Here is a 22625-nt window from a genome sequence, read left to right on the forward strand (position 1 = left end):
CTCGGCTGTCGCGGACCTGTCGCCACCACCGCGGGATCGTCTGCTCATCCGCCGCGCCGGCCACGGCGACCGGGCGATCGCTGGAGCGCCGTTGTCCAGACCGTTGCCGCCGTTCACCCGCTGGCTGGGTGACCGTGCACGGCGCAGGTGTCCGCGCCCGGGAACAACTCGGGGCGCGGACACCTGCGCGGTGAATCCGGTGGTCAATCCGAGGAGGTCATCGCCTCGACGTCTCCGGCAACCGGACGAGGCGGCCCGGCGACGCCGTCTCGTCGAGCTCGGGCGTGGTGCGGGCGTTGAGGATGACGGCGGCGGCGTCTTCGGCGGATTGGCGGGCCAGGTCGGGCAGGACGCTGGTGTAGGTGTCGGAGGCGATGGTGATCGATGACAGCCTCACGAGGTTGTCGCCATGCAGTCCCTGCCCGACGGCCGTGACCTTGATCGAGCGGCGTTCGGTGCGGCCGTGCCCGTGGTGGTCTTCGGTGTGCCCGACCGGGATCTGCCGCCATGGCAGCCGTTTGAGCTGGTGATACAGCGACGGCGGGTTCTTCTTGACGACCAGGATGAAGTGGGCGCTCTTCTCGGTGACCAGGAAGCGGGCATGGCCGCGCTGGGTGTACAGGGCGTCACGGTGCCGACCAGGTCCAGCGCCGGCGTCCGGTAGCCGGTCGACGGATCCATGGCACCCGCGGCGGCGGCACGTTCATGGACCGCATCGGCGGTCAAGTGATCGTCCGCCTCGGCGGGTGCGGTCAGAGGCGATAGCGTCTGACCGTGGCCGAGCGCTATGCGACCCCCGGGACGCTTGTTCTTCGGATGGCCGAGGCGGCAAGCTGTGAGCCGAGGAGAGGGGGCCGGCGATGGAGCGGGCCGACGCGATGGTCCTGTTCGGGATCACCGGGAATCTGGCGTACAAGATGCTGCTGCCGGCGTTGTACCAGCTGACGGCGGACGGGGTGCTGGACCAGCCGATCGTGGGGGTCGCCAAGACCGACCTCGACCTGGCCGGGCTGCGAAATCGGGCCCGTGAGGCCTGCGAGGCCAAGCACGACAAGGTGGACGACGCGGCGTTCGAGAAGTTCGCCGGGAACCTCCGGCTCGTCGCCGGCGACTACACCGACGGCGCCACCTTCGATGCGATCCGCGGCGAGGTGGGCGATGCGGGATTCCTCACCCACTATCTTGCGGTTCCTCCTTCGCTGTTCGCGACGGTCGCCGCGGGCCTGGCCAAGGTCGACCTGAACAGGAACGCCCGGATGGTCGTCGAAAAGCCGTTCGGCAACGACCTGGAGTCGGCGCGGGCGTTGAACGCCGAGTTGCTGAAGTTCTTCGACGAGGACCATCTGAGGCGCGTCGACCACTTCCTCGGCAAGGAGCCGATCGAGGACCTGCTGATGTTCCGGTTCGAGAACATGCTCCTGGAGCCGATCTGGAACCGTCACTACGTCGACAACGTGCAGATCACGATGGCCGAGGACTTCGACGTCGCCGACCGTGGCTCGTTCTACGACGCCAACGGCACGATCCGCGATGTCGTCCAGAACCACCTTCTGCAGATCCTCGCGCTCCTGGCCATGGACACGCCGCCGTCGACCGACGCACGCGCATTCATCGACGAGAAGTGGCGGGTGCTGCGCGCCGTCGAGGCCGTCGCGCCCGGCGATATCGTCCGCGGCCAGTACGACGGCTACCTCGCCACCGAAGGCGTCCGTGACGGTTCGACCACCGAGACCTACGCTGCGCTGTGCCTGCGCATCAACAACTGGCGCTGGGCCGACGTCCCGTTCTACATCCGCTCCGGTAAGGCACTGGGCACCACCGATCTGGAAGTGGTCGCCCAACTCCGCACCCCGCCCATCGGCTTCTTCGACGGCGCCCCAGAGCCCAATCTGATCCGCTTCCGCATCCAGCCCGATGCGGGGGTCACCTTCGACCTGCTCGCCAAGGTCCCCGGGCGCGGCAGCACCCGGCGAGTCCCGCTCAGCGTGGACTTCACCAAGGTCCTGGGCCCGATGGAAGCGGCCTACCAGCGCATCCTTACCGACGCGATGACCGGCGACCCCCGCCGCTTCGTCCGCTTCGACCTGGCCGAGGAATCCTGGCGCATCATCCAACCCGTCCTCGACCTCCCCACCCAGCCCCTCCCCTACGCCAAAGGAACCTGGGGGCCGGACGAAGCCACCACCTTCGTCCCCGGCGGCTGGCACGAAATCTCCACCACCTTCGACTGACGCGCACGGGCCTGGACATGGGCCCGAGGGTGGCGACAACGACGATGCAGAAAAGCCGCGAGACCGCCTCCCTCACCCCCGCCCAGTCAAACGCCATGGCACGGTTCACCCCGACCAACCAGGCAGCACCCGAGATGTTGCCGTTCTCCCAATCCAGCGCCTCGAAGAACCTCGGCCACGGATCCAGACGATCAGAAGACTGTGAACCGGACGGGATTGAAGCGCCCGGGGTCGGGTGGAGGCTCGTTTCCCTGAGAGGATCGAGTCATGGCACGTCCGTCCCCCTATCCCCCTGAGCTGCGCAGGCGCGCGGTCCGCATGGTGGCCGAGGTCCGCCCGGACTATCCCAGTGAGTGGTCGGCGATGAAGGCCCTCGCAGCCAAGCTGGGAGTCACCTCGACCGAGACGGTGCGGTCCTGGGTGCGTCGGGCCGAGGGCGACGCCGGCGCCCGGCCGGGGACCACGACCGGGGAATCAGCGGAGCTGAAGCGGCTCAAGCGCGAGAACGCCGAGTTGCGCCGGGCGAACGAGATCCTGAAGGCGGCGGCGGGTTTCTTCGCGGCCGAGCTCGACCGGCCACACAGGTACTGATCGCGTTCATCGACGCATTCCGCAAGGTGTACGGGGTCGAGCCGATCTGCCGGGTGCTGTCTGCGCTCGGAAGGTCTGGCGGCAGTTGCAGCGCGAGGGGCACCAGGTGGCGCGCTGCACGGTTGAGCACCTGATGCGCGAACTCGGCCTGGCCGGCGTCCGCCGCGGCCGCAAGATCCGTACCACCGTGCGCGCGGATGGGCACGCCTGGACCGGCGTGGTCTACATCGCGTTCTTAGTCGACATCTTCTCCCGCGCCATCGTCGGCTGGGCCGCCTCGACCACCAAGCGGACCCGCCTGGTGCTGGACGCACTGGACATGGCGCTGTGACGACGCGACCGGGCCGGACACCCCGCCGGGCCCGGCCCTGTGACGGCCACCGGGGTGTGCCGCGCCACTGGCAGGGAGTTCACTCCAGTGCTGATCACGGGTGCCGTCGTGGCGGGGGCTTTCTAGGCTCGCGGCATGACTGGTCTTGTGCGCGCGCGTGCGCTGAAGCGTCCCTTCCTCGCGTTGACCGCGGCGACGGTTCTGATGCTGCCGTCGGCGGGTTGCGGCACCGATGAAGAATCACGAGCGGGTGATCGGTCGGGGGCGAACGGATCATCCTCACCGGCCGCCGGCGAAGCCTCTGGCGGCGAGTTCTGCAAGGCGGTCGCCGGTATCGAGGACGACTTGTCGGTGTTGGACTTGACCGCTGGTTGGAAAGCGGACCCGCAAGGCTACGTGAAACGGCTGTCGACGGCTGCGGAGCGGTTCTCCACGGTCGAGCCGCCAGCGCCGATCGTCCAGCCGTGGCGAGCGCTGGGCAAGTTCTTCTCGATGGCCAATACAGCACTGGATGGTGTCGATGCCACCAGGCCGGAGGCGATCGAGCAGGCGCTGAAGTTCAACGACGAGGAGGCGTTCAGCATGGTGCTCCTCCTACCCGGTCAGGCCGAGACGGTCGGCGCGTTCGTCCAAGAGAAATGCGGAGTCGACCTGGGCATCAAGTCGCCGGCGGTCGCGAACGTGTGCGATGCGCTCGATCCGTCCCACCTCGGGTCGGTGTTCGGCGACGCTGTACCCGCCGGGGAGAACCGCCGCTGGGGCAAGGGCGTGGTCGAGTGCGTGTGGGATGACCGGGACCGAAACGAGGTCGGCATCGTGGTCGGCCCCGCCGACGCGCTTCGCCCCGATCTGTTGCAGGGCAAGAAGCCGATCGACGTCGTCCAGGCCGGCGGTGCCGCAATCGATGTCTACGACGGGGCCCTCGGTCCGCTGCGGGCGGCATCTGGTCGCACGGCGGTCACCGAGGCAGGCGGTACGGCGGTGCTGGCTTCGGTGCGGACCGGCGACATGGATGCCGACGGTTCGAAGGCCGTCGCGCTGGCCGGGCTGATCGCGAAGGTTCTCAAGTAGCCGCGCGCTGGCCCCGGGCGGAATGTGTGTTCAGGTGTTGATGGTGGTGGTGAGTGCGCCGCGGCTGTCGATGCCTAGTTTGCGGAAGACGTTGTAGAGGTGGAACTCGACGGTTCGTTCGGAGATGAACAGTCGGCGTGCGGCTTCGGCGTTGGTGAGTCCAGTGGCGACTTCGCGGGCGACTTCGTACTCGCGTGGGGTGAGCTGGGACAAGGGACCGCCGGCTCGTTCGGGGGCGGTGGTGCGGCGGATGCCGCAGGCGGCCAGTTCCGAGGCGCATTGGCCAGCCCAGGCGGTAGCGCCGAGGCGGGTGAACGTCTCGTGGGCGAGGGTGAGTTTCTGGTGGGCGTCGGCCTTACGGCGGGCGCGTCGCAGCCGTTCCCCCCAAAGTAGCTGGGTTCGGGCTGTCTCGTATCCGTCGGGTTCGGTGCCGAGCCGTTCGACGGCTTCAGTGAACGCGGTGTCCATGTTTTCGGATGGGGCGATCAGCGCTCGACACCGCGCCGCGAGGCCCAGCATGGTGTCGTGTCGCACCGTGTGCATGGCGTCCTCGAACTGATTGAGTTCGTGCAGCCACGAATCTGCCTCGCCCAGGCGCCAGGCGGCCTCGAACATGTCGGCGAAACGGGACAGATACCCCGAGGGGGCCAGGCCCACGTCTTGTTCGATCTTCCCCGCGAGGTCCAGGTGGGACAATGCGGCGGTGTAGTCCCGGCCGGCCAGAGCAAGCAGCCCGGCCACGGCATGGTCGAGATGGGCCAGCACCGGCGCCCACACCGGTGCCTTGTCCCGTGCCCGTTGTCGTAGCTGATGGCAGGCCTCGGCGTCGCCGCGGGCGGCCAGCAGGTGCGCGTGACGCAGAGCGATGAAGGGATAGGGGGCGGCGAAGTCGGTGTCGATGAAGATCTGCTCCAGCGTCGCGAACCCCAGCAGGGCGTGGTCCCAGCGGCCGTGGTGTCGCTCTCGGCTGGCGGTCATGGAGCTGGCGATATACAGCGCGGACGCGGACGGGCCGTGCTCGTCGGTAGCTGTTCGGACGTGGGCGATCACGCGGTCCAGGGTCTCGTACTCCCCCAACCATCCGAGCACCACAGTGATGAATCCGGCCGATGTGGACGGATCCACAATGTGCTGCCACGGATAGGCGTCGACCCAACTGGTGCCGTCGCGGAGCAACGACCCGGCCCCCGGTTCACCGACCATCACCTCGATCACATCGCACAACAGACGCTGTTCCAGCCTCAGCTGTTCCGCGACGTGGGTCCGCAGCGCCAGGCACACCTTCTGAGCTCGCCGATACTCCCCCGCACCCAGCAGCGCGGTGGCCAGCGCGGCCAGCAGTCGCGCCCCGGCCTCCTGCGACCGATGATCATCGGCCTGGATCAACGCCAGACTCGCGGACTCGATCATCTCGTCATCGTCAGGGGGAACCGATTGGGTCCACAACGACACCCAGGTCAGATCGTGCAGGACGCCCGCGCGCTCGGCCGCCACGGTCTTCCGCGCGGCCCCGGTCACGTTGGCGGTGTCGTCGGTGTCGGCGAGAAGCTGTTCTATCAGCACACGTGCCTCCGGTCCCGCACCAGCCAGGGCCAGGCATCTGACCGCCCGTCTGAGCAGCCGGCGCCTGTGCTCGGGCTCGGTCACCAGGTCGGCCGCGGCCACCCACAGCTCGGCCGCCTCGTCGTGACTTCGGGCATCGGCCGCGGCTCCGGCACCCTTCTCCAGGGCAGACAACAGGGTGCCGGAGTCGACGTCGGGGTCGTGCCGCAGATGGGCGGCGAGCCGCACAGGGTCGTCGGCGAACTGGTTCGCCAGCACGCGGTGTACCGCGACCAACTGCTGTGCACGTGCCTCAGCACGGACGGCCGCCGCGACCAGGGGATGGCGGAACTCGCATCGTCCGGCTCGAAGACGCGCCAGCCCGGCTCGTTCTGCCTCATCAAGATCGACCAGGCCGCACCCGAGCTCGTTGAGCAACGCCAGGTAGCCGGCGGCCGAAAGACTGTCGAACGATGCCGCCAGGAGACACAGCCGCGTCGCGTCAGGCAAGGCCGCGATCCGCTGGTCGAACAGGTGAGCCAGGGAGCGACCCAGCGGCAGATCCGCGGGAAGCGGTTCGCTCCCCTCCAACTGCGCGGTGTTGAGGCTGGCCGGTATCTCACACAGCGCCAACGGCAGACCATGCGCGTGCCCAGCGATCTTCGCCGCGACCCTGGCGCTCATCTGCGGATAGGACTGCCGCAGCAGCCCCATCGACTCATTCTTCGCTAGGGGCCCGACCTCCAGCCGGGTGCCGACCATCAGGCGGTCCTCCTGCGGAGCGCGGACCCCGAACAGCACACATAGCGCATCCGCATCGAGACGTCGCGCGACGAACACCAGCGCCCGGTAGCTAGGACGATCAAGCCACTGCGCGTCATCGATCACCAGCAGGAGCGGCTGCCGGCCGGCCAGCGCGGTCAAGGCGTCCAGCAGCGCCACCGCATCACGCAACGGATCGGCACCCTCGGTTCTGAGAACGCCGTCCAGCCCAACCTCGCGCAGCAGGTGATGCACACCGGCAAGCGGCAGATCGCGCTCGGCCAGGTGGCCCGCAATCCGGATCACCCGCATCGCACCCGCCTCCTCGGCCGCAGCAACCACGTCGGCTGTGACAGCATCCAGCAACGCGGTCTTGCCGCTGCCGGCCTCGCCGTACACCGTCACCGTGCGAGCCAGCCCGTTCAAGGCATCACTGACCGCGTCGGTCAGCACCCGCAGATGCGACTCACGCCCAACCAGCAACCCGCGATCCACGCTCACGACTCTAGCCGCGACCGCGCTCGTCATCGTCAGGTCGTGAGAAGGGCTGGAGTCACGACCTGGACGCGGCCGATGTGGAAGACCCTCTCGCCGTCGCGCACATCAGTTACGGATAAGAGCTCGCCGAGACGTCCGGCAACCGGGTTGCCGCGTGGGCGAGGGGAATGGCTTCTTGCTCGATCCGCCGGAACGGGGTGGGGCCGGCGGTTGCGATGGTGTCGTAGGCGATCGCCTCGGCTTCGGTAAGGTGGCGCAGAATCGCCGGGGACGGCTTGAGGAGGCGACCGGACCTGTCATGGTTCACACCGTGCGGGGCGTACTGGTGCAGGTCGGCGGCGCCCATCAGTATCGAGGTAACCGGTTTCGGTGGGGCGCCGTCCGGGGCGGGCTCAGCCAGCGCGGCGCGTAACCGGTCGAGGATCGCGTATCCGTCCGCGTCGATGTCTCCCCAATAGACGATGTGGTCCGCAGCGCGGATCCAGGGGACGTTCGCGAGGAGGGCCGCGGCCGCCTTGCCGCCGCCCTCGACCACGATGGTGCCCGGCACAGGCGGGAACCAGAGTCTGGAGTCGCGGTTCTCGACGACGAGGACGATCCGGGGCCGGTAGGCGATGTCGTGCGTGTCGCCCGTGGTCCATGCGTCGTGCCTGCGGCGTCCCGACGCGAGGTGGCCCGGATCGACGTAGGTCAGGTGCAGCACGGCCGGCCGGGGCCGGACCTCGTCTCGGACGTCGCGTCCGGCGACGTCGCGCAGCAGTGCGCCGTGGGTGTCGAGCCACTTGGTGTGCATGCCGGGGACGGGGAGCTGGCGTGCGGTCCATGCGCCCGCGTCGGGGTTCTGGCGCAGCCAGATCAGCGCGCTGAGCAGTACCTCGGCGTCGTCGGCTCCGAGCCGGTAGACGGTCTGGAGGGTGGCCGGGGTGAGGATCGCGCCGGTGGATCGCAGCGACGACGCGAGCGTGCGGGCGCGGTCTACGTCCACGGGTGGCGGGCCGGACTCGGAAAGCAGGGCTACGGCGGCGTCCAGGTCGGCGACGAGTGTGGCCGGGTGGTCGTCCGTCACGCCTTGGACGGGCAGCGGCCTGCGGACGATCAGATTGCTCGCGGGGTGCCGGTCGGCGAACTCGCGCCAGCGCATGCGCCACTCGTGCCAGGCGTCGTACCCGATCCGCGCCACCGCGCTACCGGTCGACACGCCGGGGCGGAGCGGGACGGAGAACGTGACCGGTTCTGCCGCGCACACGGCCGCCGCCCACTTCTGGTGGACCTTGCGGCGCAGCGACTCGACCGCATCGGACGGGGTGACCAGTCGGGCGGTCATGCGTCGGGAACCGCCACGATGGGTTTCGCCCATGACCGGCCCTCGGTGTTCTTGAGGGTCAGGTATTCGGCGTCCACGTGGGGTTCGATCGCGCTGTGCTTGTCGTTGGGGGCGCTGATGACGAGCTGGAAGCCGAGCCCGCGCCACGCGCCGATGGCGCGGCCGGTGAAGTGCGCGTCCGCCTTGATCAGCGCCTCGTCGAGGAAGACGGGGGCGTAGCGGGGGCGTTCGGCGCCCGCGTCGCCCAGCTGGTAGCGCAGCGCGGCGCCGACGATGAACGCGACCAGCTCCTGGGACTCGCCGCCGGACTTCTCCCCGATGTGGTCGTAGACCGCGACGTGCCGGCCGGCGAGGTCGCATTTCTCCGCGCTGATCCGGACGTGGTTGCGCACGTCGACCAGGTCCGCGAAATCGGGCGCGGTGCGGCGGATGCGGTCGATGACCTTGGCCATGCGGTGGAAGGCGCGTTCCCGGTCGGCGTCCGTGGCCGCCTTGTCGATGAGGGCGCGCACGTCGCGCAGTTCCTTGCGGAACCGGGCGCGCACCGCGGAGTGGCTTTCCTGCGGGTCGATGCGCAGCCGGTGGCCGTCGTCGGCGAACGGCAGTTCGGCGAGGATCCGGTTGACCGGGTCGATCCGGTCGCGGATCTCCCGGACGGCGGCGGCGAGCTCGCTGTCCAGGCTGGTCAGGTCGTTGCCGGAGAGTTTGAGCAGGCTGTCGCGCCACTCGCTCTCCAGTTCGTGCAGGCCGCTGGTCTCCAGATCGGTGAGCAGCCGCTCGAAGTCGCGGTAGGAGTCCTCCGGTTCGGTGCCGAGGTTCGGGTTCGGCCAGCGTTCGACGAACGTCGAGAACGTGTCCCGCAGCGTCTTGCGCGACCGGCCGATCTCCTCCTCCGCGGACGTGCGGTCGGCGCGCATCCGTTCGAAGCCGCGGCGGTGCGCGGCGTCGAACTCCTTCAGCGCGGACGCCGGGTCGGTGCCGTCGGGGGCGGCGTCGAACAGCCCCATGAGGTAGTCCCGGTGCTCCGCGCTCACCTCGGTGCCGGCCGCCGCGGCGGTGTCGAGCGCCTGCTGGGCGCCGTCCACCTCGTCGACGATCGATTCCCACTCCTTTTCGAGCCCCTCCAGCTCCTGCTTCTGCCCGCCGACGCGCTCGGTCAGGGCCTTGACCTCCGTCTTGAGGTCGTCCGCCTCCCGCTGCAGCCGGTCGATCTCCGGGTTGCCCTCGCGGACCTCGGTGATGACCTCCTGCCAGCGTTTCCGTTCGGCGGCGACCGACGCGACGTCCACCTGCTCCCAGGACAGTTCGGTCACGGCCTGGTAGGCGGTGCGCCGCTCCTCGAACGAGTTGAGGGTCTGCTGCGCGTCCGCCTCCCGCGCGGCGGCGTCGTCGCGGCGCTCCGCGGCGTGGCCGATCCTGGTGTCGAGGTCGGCGAGCAGCCTGGTGTTGCTGAACCCCAGCAGGTTGGCGCGGCCGTGGCCGCCGTGCGCGCCCCGCCTGCCCTGCGACATCTGGCCGGTGATCGTGAGCGCCTTCGGGTGCTGCATCAGCAGCTTGGGCGTCTCGACGCAGACGAAGTCGAAGCCGCGGACGAGTTCGCTCTTGAGCCAGGCGGTGAACGGCGTCGGCCGGTAGTCGAGCCGGCCGGGGAGCGTCTTGTCGTTCAGCCCGATCTCGTCGTGCCTGCCGGTGGGGACGCCTTCGAACTGGATACGCCGGGGAAGGTGCACCGTGTTGATCGCCTCGCGGAACGCGTTCAGCCGACCGATGTCGATCAGCATCCGGGTGGCGAACCCGCCGAGCGCCAGGTTGAACGCCTCCCGCCAGGTTTCGAACTCCGTGCGCACCTCGATCAGTTCGCCGACGAACGGCAGGTCGTCCGGGGCGAGCCCGGCGGCGTCGGCCAGCCGGTCGCGGGCGGTGTGCAGGTCGGTGGGGATGTTGCCGCGGCGGGCTTCGACCGCCGCGCGCTCGGCGCGCAGCCCGGCCAGGTCGCGTTCGGCGGCCGCCGCCTCCCCCGCCGCCTTCGCGAACTCGTTCTGGGCGGTCTTCCTGGCCTGCGAGTCGGCCAGTGCCCGGCGCGCCGTGTCGGCCAGCGCGGCGAAGTCCTCGCCGGTCGACACGGTGGTGCCGATGGTGTCCAGGGCGCGGTCCAGCCGAGCACGTCCGCGTTCGACGTCGGCCAGCCGGCGCTCCACGTTGCCGATCTCCCGGAGCGCGGTGTCCAGCCGGTCGCCGCCGGACGCGCGCAGGGTCTCCAGCAGCGCGTCCCGCCGGGACTCCGCGACACCGATCGCGGCGGCCGTGTCCGCCACCTGCTGCTCGGCCCGGCGGCGCCGCCCGGTCAGGTCCTGCTCGGCGGCGCGCAGCAGGTCGAGCCGGCGTTCGTGCCGCCACAGCGCCGCGGGGGACGCCGGGTCGGTGAACGATCCGACGGCCTCGATCACCCGCAGCCGCGCCACCGCGCCGTCGATGGCCCGCCGGTGCTCGCGGATCGGGGCCAGCGCCCGCACCTGCCGGCGGGCGGTGATCATCCGTTCCCGGGTGCCGGACAGCTCGTCGAACTGCTGCACCACCTCGTCCGCCGTGGCCAGGGTGGACGGCTCCTCCAGGACCATCGTCTTGTACAGCGCGTCGACGGTCGTGATCTGCTGGCCCGCCTGGATCCGCCCGAGCAGCCCGACCGCCTTGTGCCCGTCCCCGGCGGCGCCGATGCCGAGCGAGGTGTGCAGCCGGGCGGTGAAGTCCCGGTCGGTGCCGAAGCAGGTGAGGCCCGTCGCGTTGAGCGCGTCGCGAGCGAACCTGCTGCCCGCCGGGCCGTCCAGCTCGCGCAGGTCGAAGGCGTCGTCGCGGACGGCGCGGACCACGATGACGTCGTCGAGGGCCCGCGCGGACGACGGCACGTACCAGGCCCGGAGCGCGGTGAACACCGCACCGCCCCGGTCCGCCCAGGTCATCGCGATGGCCGTCCAGGTGTCGCGGCCGTCCCCGCGCAGCACCCGCATCCTCGTCTCGCCGTCCGTCCGCGACTCGTCGAGCTTCCCGCGCGCGTAGGAGAGGATGTTGCGCTGGTCCTTGCCGCGCGGCCGGCCGACGACCCCGCCGTTGGACGCCCCGTTGAACGGCGTGGTGTGCGGCATCAGCAGCGCGATGTAGGAGTCCATCAGCGTCGACTTGCCCGACCCGGAACCGCCGCTGAACAGGGTCGCGCCCGGCGCGAACCGGATGCGGTGGTACCCGTCGTAGCCGCCCCAGTTGACCAGCTGCAGGTCCCTCGCCACCCACTGCTGCCCGCGCGATGCCGCCGGGATCAGCCCGAACAGCGTGTCGATCATGCTCATGGGGCGGCCTCGTTCTGCTCCCGTAGCCACTGGCTGAGTTCGCTGAGCTTCTCGGTGCTCAGCACGACCTCGACCAGCGGCGTGATGCGGTACCGGCCCGCGGACTCCTCCGCGAGCAGCCCGTCCTTGGCCAGCCGCTCCACCGCGTTGCGGATCTCGCGCTGGCCGCGGGCGAGGTTGTGGTCGTCCGGGTCGAAGTAGGTGAGCACGGTCTGCTCCAGCTCTTCGATGTCGACCCGCGCGGACGTCTCGCCGGTGCCGCGTTCCCGCTGGAAGACGGTCCGCAGATGGACCAGCACCAGGGTCTCGGCCCGCGTGTAGGGGTCGTCCTTCAGCAGGATCGGGACGTCCAGCTCCGCCGAGCGCACCTGCTGCTTGTAGGCGATGCCCCGGTCGTGGTCGACCACGAGCCGGACGAACAGGTCGTGCAGCCGCGACTCGATGAGCTGCTGGTTCTCCAGCAGCGTGCGCCACTGCGCCGAGTTCTTGTCGGCCAGCATGAACCTGCGCCGCAGCAGCCGCACCAGCACCCGCCGCACGTCCACGTCCAGCGTGCCCGTGTCGCCGGCGAACAGTTCGGACGGGTCGTCCTCCATCGCCACCGGGTCGATGAAGCCGGCCGCCTCGCCGGCCGACCAGTCGTCGTCGGCGCCGTCCGGTTCACTCACCGTCGTTCCCCGGCCCCTCGCCGGCGGCGCCGGCCCCGTCCGCGGTACTGGACGCCGCCGGGTTCGCCGCCAGCACGCCGCCGAACGCCAGGCGGCGCCGCGTCTGGTCCGGCCGGACCGCGTCGACCACCGCGACCTCGGCGGTTTCGGTCATTCCGAAGTCGTGCGCGATCTCCAGCAGGCCGAGCAGGTCCACCGGCCGCCGCATGCGCTCGGCCGCCGCGCCGAACGCGGCCGCGACGTCGACGCCGTCCGCGTCCCCCGCGAACTCCGCCAGATGCGCGCGCAACTCGGCGTACTGGGGGCCGCCCCAGGCCCGGGTGTCGGCGTCCGGGACGTCCTCGACCTCGTCCCATTCCCGCAGCGGCGTGGGCGGCTGGGGCGGACGCGGGTCGCTGAGGGTCTGCCGCAGCTGCCGCACGTCGGCCACCGGCAGGCGGCGCAGCGGGTCGACGACCGTGCCGCGGCGCGACCTCGGCACCCAGGTGTGGAACCCCGACATCACGTCCCGCAGCAGCTCGTCCACCTGGCGGTCGCGCATCGGGTCGTGGTTGCGCACCTGGGTGGTGATGACGTGCGACGCCTGCCGCTGCGCGGCCAGCACCTCCTTGACGCCCTGCTCGATCCGGCGGGCGATCTCGGCGAGTTCCTGCCGCTGCGGCTCCGGCATCAGGTCGGTGAACCCGTGCCGCAGCACGGTGCGCAGCAGGTTCCACAGGTCGTCGATCTGGGCCGGGTCGCCGATCAGGCGCAGCGCCCCGGCGAACGCGCGGCCCTCCGGCGTCGTGTCCATGATCTGCCGGCCGCGCTCCAGGTACTCGCGCAGCACCTCGCCGGTCGGCCGCACGTCCTGCCGCAGGTCGGCGACCACGTCCCGCTGCATGGCCTTGATCGACTCGGCGACGCGGGCGAAGTCGGCGGGCAGCTCCCGGGCCAGATGCAGGACGTTCTCGGCCGCCTCCAGCAGCTGGTCGTCGCCGACGGTGTCGACGGCGCCGCCCCGTTCGAGCCGGTGCAGTTCCCGGCGGCGCTGCTCGATCTCCGTCTGGAGCCGCGCCATCCGGGCCATCACATCCGGGTCGGCGTCCTGCGCGAGCCGCTCGACCGCCTCCAGCAGCGTCCGGACGCGGGACTCCGACACCCGGGTCCGCGCCCCGCCGACCCGGCCGGCCACCTCCAGCGCGCCGACACCGTGCGCGGACAGCCGGTACACCTCGACGTCGTCGGAGACCTGCCGCACCAGCCAGCCCGCCTGCACCCACTGCCTGCACAGGTCACGGGCGTTCCCCGCCGGCAAGGGCTGGACGCCCTCCTCGCCGTGGCCCGCGGCCCGCAACTGGCCGAGGGCGTCGGCGATCTCCGCATGCGCATCAGGCACCGCGACCACCGGCCGCTCCGGCGTGAACATCATCGCCAGCACCGTCACCACGAACGGCGCATAAGTCCGGTGGAGCAGATCGAGCATCGGGTTCTGGAACGCCCGAACCGCACCTTGATATGCGCCTTCCACACCTCGTGTTCCCATCGCCGACCAGAGTACGGCCTATGACGCGACGCACGTATCCGGAAACGGAGGCCAGGGCCCTGCGCTTGCCGAAGACTCCATCGATGCTGGTCAGGAAGGGTCGCCGACAAGCAAGCCACAAGACTGCCAACCGTCCGTGTCGGCTCGTTGGCGGCTGCGCGGTTCCGAACCGGATCGGCACACGGTGGCACCGTGCGGCACGAGAATCGGGCTCGATGCCTTAATCCGTAGGTCGTGGGTTCGAGTCCCACGCGACGCACCACCTCTGACCAGGGTAAACGCGAGATCGCCTCGGTTTGCCCGCCGCCCGATTCGCCCCGCTCCGTCGCTCTGTCTGCTCGATGTTTGCGCCCGTCCTCGGGCAGGGGAAGGACGGCCAGGGGAAGGACGGCCGTGCTCCGGTGGGCCGATCACCGCACGGTGCTGAACGGGATCTTGTGGAAGCCGGCCACCGGCGCTCCGTGGCGGGACCTGCCGGAGCGGTACGGCAACTGGAAGACCGTGTACGAGCGGTACCGGCGGTGGGCCGCCGACGGGGCGGCTTGACCACCAAGGTCCATCTGGCGGTCGACGGACGCGGCCTGCCGCTGTCGATCGTGCTCACGCCCGGCAATGTCAACGACTGCACCGCCTTCGGGCAGGTCCTGGCGGCGATCACTGTGCCGCGGCCTGGTTCGGGGGCGTCCTCGGTGCCGGCCCGATCGGGTGATCGCCGACAAGCGGGTTGATGACGAACATCGGCCGCCCGGTTGCGCGCAAGCATGCCACCAGCAACCCTCGCGAGATCTCGATCGCCACCGGGATCGGGGTGTCCGGACCGTCTCCGGCCAGGGCGAGCATGTCCAGCAGCCGCCCCAGACCGGCCGCGTCATCGCCGATGCGCTGCCGGGCCACCAGGGCGCCGTCGGCGTCCACGATCGCCACATCGTGGTGCCGCTCGGACCAGTCAATCCCACAGAACATCGTCATAGGCATCCCTCCCGGTCATCGAGTCGTGTCGGCCGGCCGAGGACACGCCGCACCCTAATGACAGGACTCGCGGTCCACCATCCCACCAGCGGTTCGTGACCTCAGACCCTCACGGGCCCTCCTACTTGCTCAAGGGCTCCCGGCCCCACCAAGGTCGGAACGGATCGACCGGTCTTGTCGCAGCGCTCCTGACGCCGGCTACTCACAAGGTCTCCGCCGTCGACCGGCAAGGCCGGGCCTACCTGCTCATTAGGCCTACAGTTCGGCCGCGTTCGCCGGCGCGGCGGGGGTTCGCCGTCGAAAGAGGCGGGCAGCGTGACGCGGAGTCCGGGGCGACCATGAACGAGGCGCGCGCAGTCGCCGGCGGCGCGCCGCCGACCTCAGTGAACCGCACGCCTGCCGCGAAGACCGGGCGGCCGGCCTTGACCACCTCGGCGGCTCCGCTGACTGTCCCGCGCGCGGGGGGCGATACAGCTGGAGATCGCAAGGTCACCGGCACGCGCGGGGCGGTGACCCGCGTGGCCATGAGGCCGGTCAGCGTGTCGGCCCCCACGGCCAGGATGGACGAAGCGGCGGCGGACGGTCTCGGCGACCTCGTCCCGAACCGCCGAACTGGCCGCGAGGCCCACCGGGTGCTGAACCGAGATCCGGGCCGCGCCCGCCGACGGGCGGAGTCCGGCGAGCCGGTCCGCGGCGCTCGACGGGCAGTTCCACCAGTCGGCCCGGCCGGCGACGATGGGCATGGTGAGCCGGGGCCCGGACCCGCCGACGTGCATCGGCACGCTTCCGGCGACGGGGCGGGGCCGGGGTCGGGGAACCCGTAGTCGGTGAGTTCCCCGGCCACCGCCCCCCAGCCGAGGCCGAGCTCCAGGCGTCCGCCAGACAGGACGTCGAGGCTCGCCGCCATCTTGGCCAGCATTGCCGGATGGCGGAACTCCGCGCACAGGACGAGATGGCCGATGTGCAGCCGCTCGGTGCGTATGGCCAGTGCCGTGGCGACCGTCCAGCCCTCCAGCAGATCGAGTTCACGGCCGCCGGGGGGGGCGAGGTGGTCGATGAACCCGCCGCATCACCGGAAAGGCAGTCCTCAACATCTGACCGCCGATCGTTCTCAGCGCCAACGGCTGGTCCTGGGTCCCCGCTCCCGAACCAGGGCGAGATCGTCGGGCGGGGGTGGCCCCGCCGGCACACACACGGTGCCGCGCTCGGCGAGCAGGCCAACGGCGTTTTCCGTTCCAGATAAGCACCGACCGGAAGACCCGTCGTCCCCGCAGGTAACGAGGCCCGGCGGGGGCGTCTGGGCCGCCGGTCCCCCAGTTCGACCGCCTAGCCGAGCGCAAGCTTGAACACCGCCCGCTCACGCCGAAAGGCCGAGGATGCCGCCGGCTGTCCGTCAAGGGGCGGCAGCGCTCAGGCCACGGCGCGGCCCCGCGCCAGGCCGCCCGGAGCGTGCGGCGTGGGCGCCGGTCACCGCCCCGCCACCCGCAGCCGTTATCTCCATCGCCGCCACCAGTCGGTTCGACGGCGCCCACTGATGACGGCTTTCAGGGCATCTAAGGGCGGCGGCGTATGCCCTCGGGGGTGAAGGCGAGACTCGTTTCGAAGGTCTGGCTGCTGGAGCGGACGGCGAGCAGGACGGGTTCCCTGTAGAGGGGTGGCCAGCTGGACTCGGCGTCGGGTTCGGTGCCGTTCCAGAGGTGAAAGGAGATCATCGGGTCGGTAGGCGACCCACTCGTGTAACTCAAGGTTCTGCCGTAGAGCGGGTTGGTTCCGCCGAAGCGGATCGAGGGCGGCCCGAAGGCATCAAGGACATCGGACAGACTTCGATCCTGCGCCGTCCATCGGCGGTGTTCGGTTGCGATGGAGGAGTACTCCGCTGCGGTGAGCACCCGGTCGATCTTGAGCCAGCCCTGCGCTCGGGCGTACTCGGCGTAGACCGATGCGACGCCTGATTCATAGTGGCCGAGGATCACAAGTGCGAAAGCACCGGTCACTCCCCGGGACGTCCAGGCTCCACGCTCTTCGAGCAAGCGGGGAAGCCCAGCCCCGTCCCTGCGCTCTGCGTACTCGAGATGGTCGAGGACGAGGCGGATGGCCGTCTCACCGCCGTACATACCGGGTCTGCGCAGCGTCAGGTTGAGCTGATCAACGAGGTAGTCGCGGATCTCCACAGCCAGACGAAGACCCTGGGAATGCGACATCATCGCAGTCTCCCCTAGACAGCAGGAGGAACGAGAACCGGGAGCGTGATGCGGGCTCAGGTCTGGTCGGTGGCCAGCTCGGTGATCTGGATCAGGTGGGCGACGCACGGCACGTCACTTTCAGCCACCAAGGGGAGAACGGCGGCGGTGATTGCTGCCGCGCAGTCCTTGAGGATCTTCCGCCGTCGGGGATCCAGCCTGCCTTGGTCGGGTGTTTCCTTTGAGCGAGGGCTGCTGACTCGGCGACGGGCTCACGGGGGCGGTACTCGAGATCTCTTCATTAACGATCGCCTCTTGAAGGATCTTCGAGGCGCTAACCTCCCGATATGGTTCAGCCCCCACCCCCGTCGGAGATCATCGCCAGGCTCGTTGATGGCCAGATCTGCGCCTACGCCCTAACGCCCGAGTCTTGGGGCCTGCTGTCTCCTGTCGCGGTGTTCCAGCCGTCATCCGGTGACGATGTTGTCGAGCACGCTGTGTTCGCTGATGGGAAGAGGGCCGTCTACACGACGTTGAATGCAGCCGTCTGCGTCACCGATGTCGGTGGTGAAATTTGGCGGTCGGCATTCGAGCCGCCGTCGGATCAGGTGTACGGGCATCGGCCCGGGTGTGCGCTGTCGACGGACGAGAAGGCGGTGTGGGTGTACCGGCCCGACGCGATGGCCGGCCGTGACCTTCCTGATCAGTGGGTCGCTCTGGACGCCGCGACCGGACGGGTGCTCGGCCATGCGGACCTGGAAACGGTCGGGCACGGTGGGCAACACCTGACGCACCCGTCGGACGGTCACATCTTGCTGGATGTCGGCGAGGGCCAGGACGGCACGGTCATTTACCGCACGATGCTGACCGCTGACGGGATCTCCCTCGACCGCTACCCGTGGGACGATCGGTGTCTCATCGACCTTGCGCCTGATGGGAGCCTTTTCCTGACGGTCGACCACGGCCAGGCCGACGCCGCCGTCCACGCCTACCCGAGCGGCGAGGTGCTCCTGAAGTTGCCTGTCGAGGCGTTCCCGCCCGTTGAGGACGTGACCGACGAGGCTCCCGAGTTCTACATCGAATGGGCCGGCGGATTCTTGACGCCCGACTCCGCGGTCGTCGTGCTGGCGGCCGAAACCGAGGACGATCCGGATTGGTCGCGCAGCTACCGTGTCGGCCTGCGCTCTGGCCGGGTCGGGGCGCGGTTCGACGGCCGCAACGAGCATCCCTACGACCTCCGGTTGCTGGGGGACGGCTCTTGGCTCACCACCGACCCGTCCGGCCACCCGATCCGCTGGTCACAGCCATAACGGCTCCGCCCGCGAGGAGCACCCCCGGTCAGGGTGACCGTCTCCAGGAACCTGATCCGGCGCAGCGTCTCGGGCGACCATCGGTGGAGGAACATCGCCAGGGGCACCCGGTGCGGTGCGGTGAACCGCACCTTCTTCTCGCCCAGTTGGCGCTCCAGGACCGTGATCTGGTGGTGCAGGGCCAAGATCCCGGCGTCACCTGGTCGCGGCGTCGGCGTACAGGCCACCGTAGGATCGCCGCATGGCTGACGATCAGCAACTCCCCCGGTACCGCGTTCTCACTGGTCCCGACGACGCTTCCTTCTGCTGGCGGGTCAGCGAAGCGCTCGACCTCGGGTACGAGTTGCACGGCTCCCCGTCCCTCACGTTCAACGGTGACCGGGTCATCGTCGCCCAAGCCCTCGTCCGCAGCGAGACCTGAGACCACCTCGGTAGAACAAGCTCGGGCCCAAGGCGCTGCGCCGCCCTTTGGCCCCCGCGGGTCGTTCGCCTAATTCTGTCTGTCACACCTTCTCGCCGTTCGCACGAACGAGCACTCCGGAACGAGGAGTATTTGTGCGGCCAGGCCGTTCCGCGCAGGCCTCTTAGAGCGTGCCGCACCTCCACCAAGATTTAGCCGCGCGACCTCGTCCGTGCCTTCGGAGGCCCCCGCTATGCCGTCGCCCTGGGCGTGGACGCGCTCGGCACCGGCCTGCTGCGGCCCTCTCTGCTGCGGCGGCGCTCTTCCTCGGCGTCGGCAACCATGCCTGGCCGGCCGCCCATGCGGCTCTCGTGGCCACGGTCGTCCACGGGCGGGAAGGCGACACCGCCCTCGCGGGGCCGCGCCCTGCGCAACGCCGGCCTGGGCGCCGGTACGCTCCTCGCCGCGGCGGCCTTGGCGTGGTCGGTCCACGTGTGCGCTCATCCGGCTGGGACGCCCCGGCGGCCCATGTCCTGGGACGCCGCTTCCAATTCTCCACGGGCTTCGGCCTTGCCGCCTCCCCGGCGGTCATCACTGCTCTCGCATCCCACGGCTCGGCCGCCCTCTGGGGCGGCCTCTCCGCCGCGACGCTCCGAACGCGGGCTGGCGGTTGCCTCCGCCGGGCGCGAGCTGGCTCGTGGGCTCGGCGACCGTCTCGGGCCGTGTACGGAGCCTCGGTCGCGGTGTCAGTAAGCGTGGCGTGATCGGACGGCTCTCGTTCGTGGAGTGCCGGGGTGACCGCGATGCTCCAGTGCCTCGGGCGCTTCGGCCACCGTCTGCGTCGGCGCCGTGCGCAGGTCGGTATCGCCGTCGGAGAGCACCTCGCGCTTATCCGGGAAGTACCGGAAGGATGTGCGCTCGTTGACCTCGGCGCGGGCGGCGATCTCGGCCGCCGTTCGCGCCGCCGCGCGACATCATGAGCGCATGAGCACTTGGGTCTACATACGGGGCTGGCTGGAGTTCTGCGGGCAGAAAGCCGAAGCCGAGCGCATCATCCGCCGTCGGGGTTCTTCGGGGTGGACGTTTCCAGAAGGCGGCTGGCTCGACGCAGTGTGTTATGCCCGAGCCGTTCGCTCCCAGTACTCCGATGATGTCCTCGACCAGGTCCGAGAGATCGCCGCCCTCCCCGCCAGCGACGAGGACAACGACCGTGTACGCGGACTCTTCCTCGTCTTCCACGAGGAGGGGCGCCAGACCGAATGGCAGATCAGAGACGGGGAAGTTCAGGTCGGCGAGGCACCTTCCCGCTATGACTACCTCTGGCAGTAACTACTGGCCAGTAGTTAAAATGGCGAATTGAGCGCGCCCGGTCGGCGCTCACGTGCCCGGTCGGCGGTCGCTGGGGCGAGCCACCGATCTGCCCGCCCGCTCAGCGATCAGAGTCGCTGCGGCTCTTGGCGTAGCGCACCACGTCACTCACTGCTCCCACCGCGGTTCCCACGACGGCACCCATAAGCCCGGTGCCGATCGCGCTGTCACCAGACTCATAGCCGTTTCCGAGGTATCCCCACGTGGCCCCCGAAGCCGCGCCGACAAGGAGCCCGACCAGCCATCCCCACTTCGCCCGCATAGAGCAACCCCTGCGTACCGACGTCCCGTCCCTGGCGAGCTTTCAGGCCACGCCGCGCTTTGTCCAGCAATGCGAGCATGCCTTCGCTGCCGGCGCTGCTGCGGAAGCGTGGCTCGGAGCCGCTGGTCGGCGGCCGCACCCGGTTGACGCATGCCGATATGGGCATATGATTGCCCTGTGGCACGAGCAGCGACGACCTCGGACGTCTTCAACGCGATCGCCGAGCCGCAGCGCCGGGAGATCCTGACGCTGCTGCGGGCGGGTGAGCGGTCGGTGACCGAGTTGGCCCGGGAGCTGGGGATGACCCAGCCGGGGGCGTCCAAGCACCTGCGGGTGCTCCGGGAGGTCGGGCTCGTGCGGGACCGCAGGATGGGCAAACAGCGGCTGTACGGCCTCGACGCCCGCGGGCTGCGGCCGGTCCACGAGTGGGCCGGCGGGTTCGAGCGGTTCTGGAACGAGAGCTTCGACCGCCTGGACGCGTACGTACAGGACCTCAAGCAGGCGAGACAGGAAGAAGAGGAGTAGCCGATGAGCGCAATGGGACGAGGAGAGCCGCAGTCCGCGACGGCCGACCGCGAGGTCGCGATCTCCCGGGTCATCGACGCCCCGCGAGAACTGGTGTTCGAGGCGTTCACCGAGGTCCGGCACCTCTCGCAGTGGTGGGGGCCGGAGGGGTTCACCACCAGCACCCGGGCGTTCGAGTTCCGCGTCGGCGGGGTGTGGGACTTCGTGATGCACGGGCCGGACGGGACGGACTACCAGGAGTGGATCTCCTGGACCGAGATCACTCCGCCGGAGCGGATCGCGCTGCTGCACGGCGAGTCCCGCGACGACCCGGACGCCTTCGAGTCGGTCCTGACGTTCGCGCCCGACGGTGCGGCGACCCGGATCGAGATGCGCACGGTGTTCCCCACCAAGGAGCTGCGCGAGGAGGCGGTCGAGAAGTACCACGCGATCGAGGGCGGCCGGCAGACCCTGGCCAATCTGGCCGCCTATGTCACCGAGATCGTTTCGAAGGGCGGCGAGGACTGATGGCCGGAAAGGTGTTCTTCAGCGTGTCGATGTCGCTGGACGGGTTCATCGCGCCCGAGTCCAGCGAGGAGCTGATGGGGCGGCAGTGGATGGAGCTGCAGCAGTGGGTCTTCCCGCAGCGGTTCTTCCGGGAGAACCTGAAGCTCGGCGGGGGCGGCGAGGAGGGGCGCGACAACGACATCGTGCGGGAGACGTTCGAGCGCACCGGCGCGAGCGTGATGGGCAAGCGCATGTTCGACGCCGGCGAGCGGATGTGGCCGGAGGAGGCGCCGTTCCACACCCCGGTCTTCGTCGTGACCCATGAGAAGCGCGATCCCTGGGAGCGGCCGGGTGGAACCACCTTCCACTTCGTCGACGACGGCATCGAGACGGCGCTCGACCAGGCGCGCGAGGCCGCCGGCGACCGGGACGTCCGCATCGCGGGCGGCGGTGCGACGATCCTGGAGTATGTGAACGCCGGCCTGATCGACGAGTTCTCGATCGCGCTGTCACCCGTGCTGTTCGGCTCCGGGATCCGCCTGTTCGAGGGCGTGGACGCTGGTCGCGTGGCCCTGGAGCCGGTCCGCGTGGAACCCTCTCCGAAGACGACGCACCTGACCTATGCCGTCCGGGAGCGGTAGGCGCCCGGCCATGCGTCGGACGGACCACCGTCCGGGACGGAGACGACGGCGGGCTCGGAACGCGGGCCAGAGCAGCGCCGGCGCGCTGAGGGGTGGTTCGGCGGCAGGTCCCGTGATAACGATGGCGAGCATGAGCGAGACGCCCATCCCCTACGCCGGCGGCCACCACGGCCCCACGCGGGTCCTGCGGCTCCACACGCGCCGCGGGGTAGTCGCGAAGGCCGGCGTCACCATCGGTATCGACGGTGCCCACTACCACCAGCCTTGGGGGAGTGTGGCCTTCGAGATCCCGGCGGACAAGCCGGTGCATGTCGCCGTTTCGCAGGGAGGCGGTCAGATCGCCGTCGCCGCCACGGTTCTCACCCCCGAGCAGCCGTCTGAGCTGGAGTACCGGGGCCCTGCGGCCCTGTATCTCGCGGGCGCCATCGGAGCTCCCGGCGCCGTGAAGCAGCACGGCTGCCTGCGCCAACTCGCGATCTTCGCTCTCGCGCCCCTCATGGCGCTGGCACTCGTGATCGTCATCGCGATCCTGCTGTCCTGATGGCCGCGCCCGCCGTGGCTCTGCCGCCGCGCCCGCCGCCGATCCGGCCGCGCGCTCAG

19 protein-coding genes and 3 pseudogenes are annotated in these 22625 nt (G+C 69.9%); 12 read left to right on the forward strand and 10 right to left on the reverse strand.

All coding sequences use genetic code 11. The features are described 5' to 3' along the window. Window positions 1-217: 217 nt before the first annotated feature. Window positions 218-397, reverse strand: coding sequence for a hypothetical protein (locus ABZ806_RS09685; RefSeq protein ID WP_500216450.1), 180 nt, complete (start codon window positions 395-397; stop codon window positions 218-220). Window positions 398-409: 12 nt separating this feature from the next. On the opposite strand from ABZ806_RS09685, the gene ABZ806_RS09690 reads away from it, so the two are divergent. From ABZ806_RS09690 to ABZ806_RS09705, 4 genes and pseudogenes are all read left to right on the forward strand, one after another. Continuing rightward, entirely contained in the window at window positions 410-664 is a 255-nt protein-coding gene (locus ABZ806_RS09690) for a hypothetical protein (protein ID WP_500216451.1), read from the forward strand. A 196-nt stretch (window positions 665-860) separates the two neighbouring features. Continuing rightward, entirely contained in the window at window positions 861-2231 is a 1371-nt protein-coding gene (gene zwf, locus ABZ806_RS09695; protein ID WP_500216452.1) for a glucose-6-phosphate dehydrogenase, read from the forward strand. Between the two features lie 267 nt (window positions 2232-2498). Then, a pseudogene (locus tag ABZ806_RS09700) lies at window positions 2499-3150 on the forward strand (IS3 family transposase); the annotation flags it as partial. A gap of 138 nt (window positions 3151-3288) precedes the next feature. After that, window positions 3289-4224 carry a hypothetical protein gene (locus tag ABZ806_RS09705; protein WP_500216453.1) on the forward strand — a complete coding sequence of 312 codons (936 nt, stop codon included), beginning with the start codon at window positions 3289-3291 and terminating at the stop codon, window positions 4222-4224. A gap of 30 nt (window positions 4225-4254) precedes the next feature. Here the strand turns inward: ABZ806_RS09705 and ABZ806_RS09710 are convergent, their stop codons facing one another. The 5 genes from ABZ806_RS09710 to ABZ806_RS09730 all read right to left on the reverse strand — a co-directional run bounded on the left by ABZ806_RS09710 (window position 4255) and on the right by ABZ806_RS09730 (window position 13884). Continuing rightward, the gene (locus ABZ806_RS09710; protein WP_500216454.1) at window positions 4255-7023 is read right to left on the reverse strand and encodes a helix-turn-helix transcriptional regulator; all 2769 of its coding nucleotides are present in this window, start codon (window positions 7021-7023) and stop codon (window positions 4255-4257) included. Window positions 7024-7135: 112 nt separating this feature from the next. Then, window positions 7136-8350, reverse strand: a complete 1215-nt coding sequence (locus tag ABZ806_RS09715; RefSeq protein ID WP_500216455.1) for a Wadjet anti-phage system protein JetD domain-containing protein — start codon at window positions 8348-8350, stop codon at window positions 7136-7138. Continuing rightward, window positions 8347-11691, reverse strand: a complete 3345-nt coding sequence (locus tag ABZ806_RS09720; RefSeq protein ID WP_500216456.1) for an ATP-binding protein — start codon at window positions 11689-11691, stop codon at window positions 8347-8349. The genes ABZ806_RS09715 and ABZ806_RS09720 overlap by 4 nt, the downstream gene beginning before the upstream one ends. Continuing rightward, window positions 11688-12359, reverse strand: a complete 672-nt coding sequence (locus ABZ806_RS09725; protein WP_500216457.1) for a DUF4194 domain-containing protein — start codon at window positions 12357-12359, stop codon at window positions 11688-11690. Before ABZ806_RS09725 ends, ABZ806_RS09720 begins: the two co-directional genes overlap by 4 nt. Continuing rightward, entirely contained in the window at window positions 12352-13884 is a 1533-nt protein-coding gene (locus ABZ806_RS09730; RefSeq protein WP_500216458.1) for a DUF3375 domain-containing protein, read from the reverse strand. Before ABZ806_RS09730 ends, ABZ806_RS09725 begins: the two co-directional genes overlap by 8 nt. Before the next feature lie 330 nt (window positions 13885-14214). Here ABZ806_RS09730 and ABZ806_RS09735 point away from each other — a divergent pair. Continuing rightward, window positions 14215-14604: pseudogene (locus tag ABZ806_RS09735) on the forward strand (transposase); the annotation flags it as partial. On the opposite strand, the pseudogene ABZ806_RS09740 reads toward ABZ806_RS09735, so the two are convergent. From ABZ806_RS09740 to ABZ806_RS09750, 3 genes and pseudogenes are all read right to left on the reverse strand, one after another. Then, a pseudogene (locus ABZ806_RS09740) lies at window positions 14602-14853 on the reverse strand (IS110 family transposase); the annotation flags it as partial. The pseudogenes ABZ806_RS09735 and ABZ806_RS09740 sit on opposite strands and share 3 nt — an antisense overlap. A 238-nt stretch (window positions 14854-15091) precedes the next feature. Beyond that, the gene (locus ABZ806_RS09745; protein WP_500216502.1) at window positions 15092-15910 is read right to left on the reverse strand and encodes an LLM class flavin-dependent oxidoreductase; all 819 of its coding nucleotides are present in this window, start codon (window positions 15908-15910) and stop codon (window positions 15092-15094) included. Between the two features lie 496 nt (window positions 15911-16406). Beyond that, on the reverse strand, window positions 16407-17057 hold the full coding sequence (locus ABZ806_RS09750; protein WP_500216459.1) for a hypothetical protein: 651 nt from the start codon (window positions 17055-17057) through the stop codon (window positions 16407-16409). Between the two features lie 323 nt (window positions 17058-17380). On the opposite strand from ABZ806_RS09750, the gene ABZ806_RS09755 reads away from it, so the two are divergent. Continuing rightward, window positions 17381-18343: a hypothetical protein gene (locus tag ABZ806_RS09755; protein WP_500216460.1), complete on the forward strand. Its 963-nt coding sequence runs from the start codon at window positions 17381-17383 to the stop codon at window positions 18341-18343. Window positions 18344-18584: 241 nt separating this feature from the next. Further along, window positions 18585-18764, forward strand: coding sequence for a DUF1737 domain-containing protein (locus tag ABZ806_RS09760; protein ID WP_500216461.1), 180 nt, complete (start codon window positions 18585-18587; stop codon window positions 18762-18764). Between the two features lie 725 nt (window positions 18765-19489). Here the strand turns inward: ABZ806_RS09760 and ABZ806_RS09765 are convergent. Further along, window positions 19490-19687, reverse strand: a complete 198-nt coding sequence (locus tag ABZ806_RS09765) for a hypothetical protein (protein WP_500216503.1) — start codon at window positions 19685-19687, stop codon at window positions 19490-19492. Window positions 19688-19727: 40 nt separating this feature from the next. Here ABZ806_RS09765 and ABZ806_RS09770 point away from each other — a divergent pair, with 40 nt between their 5' ends. The 5 genes from ABZ806_RS09770 (at window position 19728) to ABZ806_RS09790 (ending at window position 22566) form a co-directional block, all read left to right on the forward strand. Continuing rightward, the gene (locus ABZ806_RS09770; protein ID WP_500216462.1) at window positions 19728-20072 is read left to right on the forward strand and encodes a hypothetical protein; all 345 of its coding nucleotides are present in this window, start codon (window positions 19728-19730) and stop codon (window positions 20070-20072) included. A 478-nt stretch (window positions 20073-20550) separates the two neighbouring features. Continuing rightward, on the forward strand, window positions 20551-20898 hold the full coding sequence (locus ABZ806_RS09775) for an ArsR/SmtB family transcription factor (RefSeq protein WP_500216463.1): 348 nt from the start codon (window positions 20551-20553) through the stop codon (window positions 20896-20898). Between the two features lie 3 nt (window positions 20899-20901). After that, window positions 20902-21405: an SRPBCC family protein gene (locus tag ABZ806_RS09780; protein ID WP_500216464.1), complete on the forward strand. Its 504-nt coding sequence runs from the start codon at window positions 20902-20904 to the stop codon at window positions 21403-21405. Further along, window positions 21405-22025 (forward strand): dihydrofolate reductase family protein, encoded by a 621-nt coding sequence (locus ABZ806_RS09785; RefSeq protein ID WP_500216465.1) that lies wholly within the window; start codon window positions 21405-21407, stop codon window positions 22023-22025. Before ABZ806_RS09780 ends, ABZ806_RS09785 begins: the two co-directional genes overlap by 1 nt. Window positions 22026-22155: 130 nt before the next feature. After that, window positions 22156-22566 (forward strand): hypothetical protein, encoded by a 411-nt coding sequence (locus tag ABZ806_RS09790; protein ID WP_500216466.1) that lies wholly within the window; start codon window positions 22156-22158, stop codon window positions 22564-22566. The last annotated feature ends 59 nt before the right edge of the window (window positions 22567-22625 follow it).

This window comes from Spirillospora sp. NPDC047418, assembly GCF_040643275.1.
Lineage (GTDB): Bacteria > Actinomycetota > Actinomycetes > Streptosporangiales > Streptosporangiaceae > Spirillospora.

Excerpts from the sequence above, each read along its gene's own strand:
- ABZ806_RS09785 (WP_500216465.1), top strand. The coding sequence starts at position 21,405 with ATGGCCGGAAAGGTGTTCTTCAGCGTGTCGATGTCGCTGGACGGGTTC.
- ABZ806_RS09720 (WP_500216456.1), bottom strand. The coding sequence starts at position 11,691 with ATGAGCATGATCGACACGCTGTTCGGGCTGATCCCGGCGGCATCGCGC.
- ABZ806_RS09750 (WP_500216459.1), bottom strand. The coding sequence starts at position 17,057 with ATGATGTCGCATTCCCAGGGTCTTCGTCTGGCTGTGGAGATCCGCGAC.
- ABZ806_RS09790 (WP_500216466.1), top strand. The coding sequence starts at position 22,156 with ATGAGCGAGACGCCCATCCCCTACGCCGGCGGCCACCACGGCCCCACG.
- ABZ806_RS09755 (WP_500216460.1), top strand. The coding sequence starts at position 17,381 with ATGGTTCAGCCCCCACCCCCGTCGGAGATCATCGCCAGGCTCGTTGAT.
- zwf (WP_500216452.1), top strand. The coding sequence starts at position 861 with ATGGAGCGGGCCGACGCGATGGTCCTGTTCGGGATCACCGGGAATCTG.
- ABZ806_RS09705 (WP_500216453.1), top strand. The coding sequence starts at position 3,289 with ATGACTGGTCTTGTGCGCGCGCGTGCGCTGAAGCGTCCCTTCCTCGCG.
- ABZ806_RS09770 (WP_500216462.1), top strand. The coding sequence starts at position 19,728 with ATGAGCACTTGGGTCTACATACGGGGCTGGCTGGAGTTCTGCGGGCAG.
- ABZ806_RS09690 (WP_500216451.1), top strand. The coding sequence starts at position 410 with ATGCAGTCCCTGCCCGACGGCCGTGACCTTGATCGAGCGGCGTTCGGT.
- ABZ806_RS09760 (WP_500216461.1), top strand. The coding sequence starts at position 18,585 with ATGGCTGACGATCAGCAACTCCCCCGGTACCGCGTTCTCACTGGTCCC.
- ABZ806_RS09715 (WP_500216455.1), bottom strand. The coding sequence starts at position 8,350 with ATGACCGCCCGACTGGTCACCCCGTCCGATGCGGTCGAGTCGCTGCGC.
- ABZ806_RS09780 (WP_500216464.1), top strand. The coding sequence starts at position 20,902 with ATGAGCGCAATGGGACGAGGAGAGCCGCAGTCCGCGACGGCCGACCGC.
- ABZ806_RS09730 (WP_500216458.1), bottom strand. The coding sequence starts at position 13,884 with ATGGGAACACGAGGTGTGGAAGGCGCATATCAAGGTGCGGTTCGGGCG.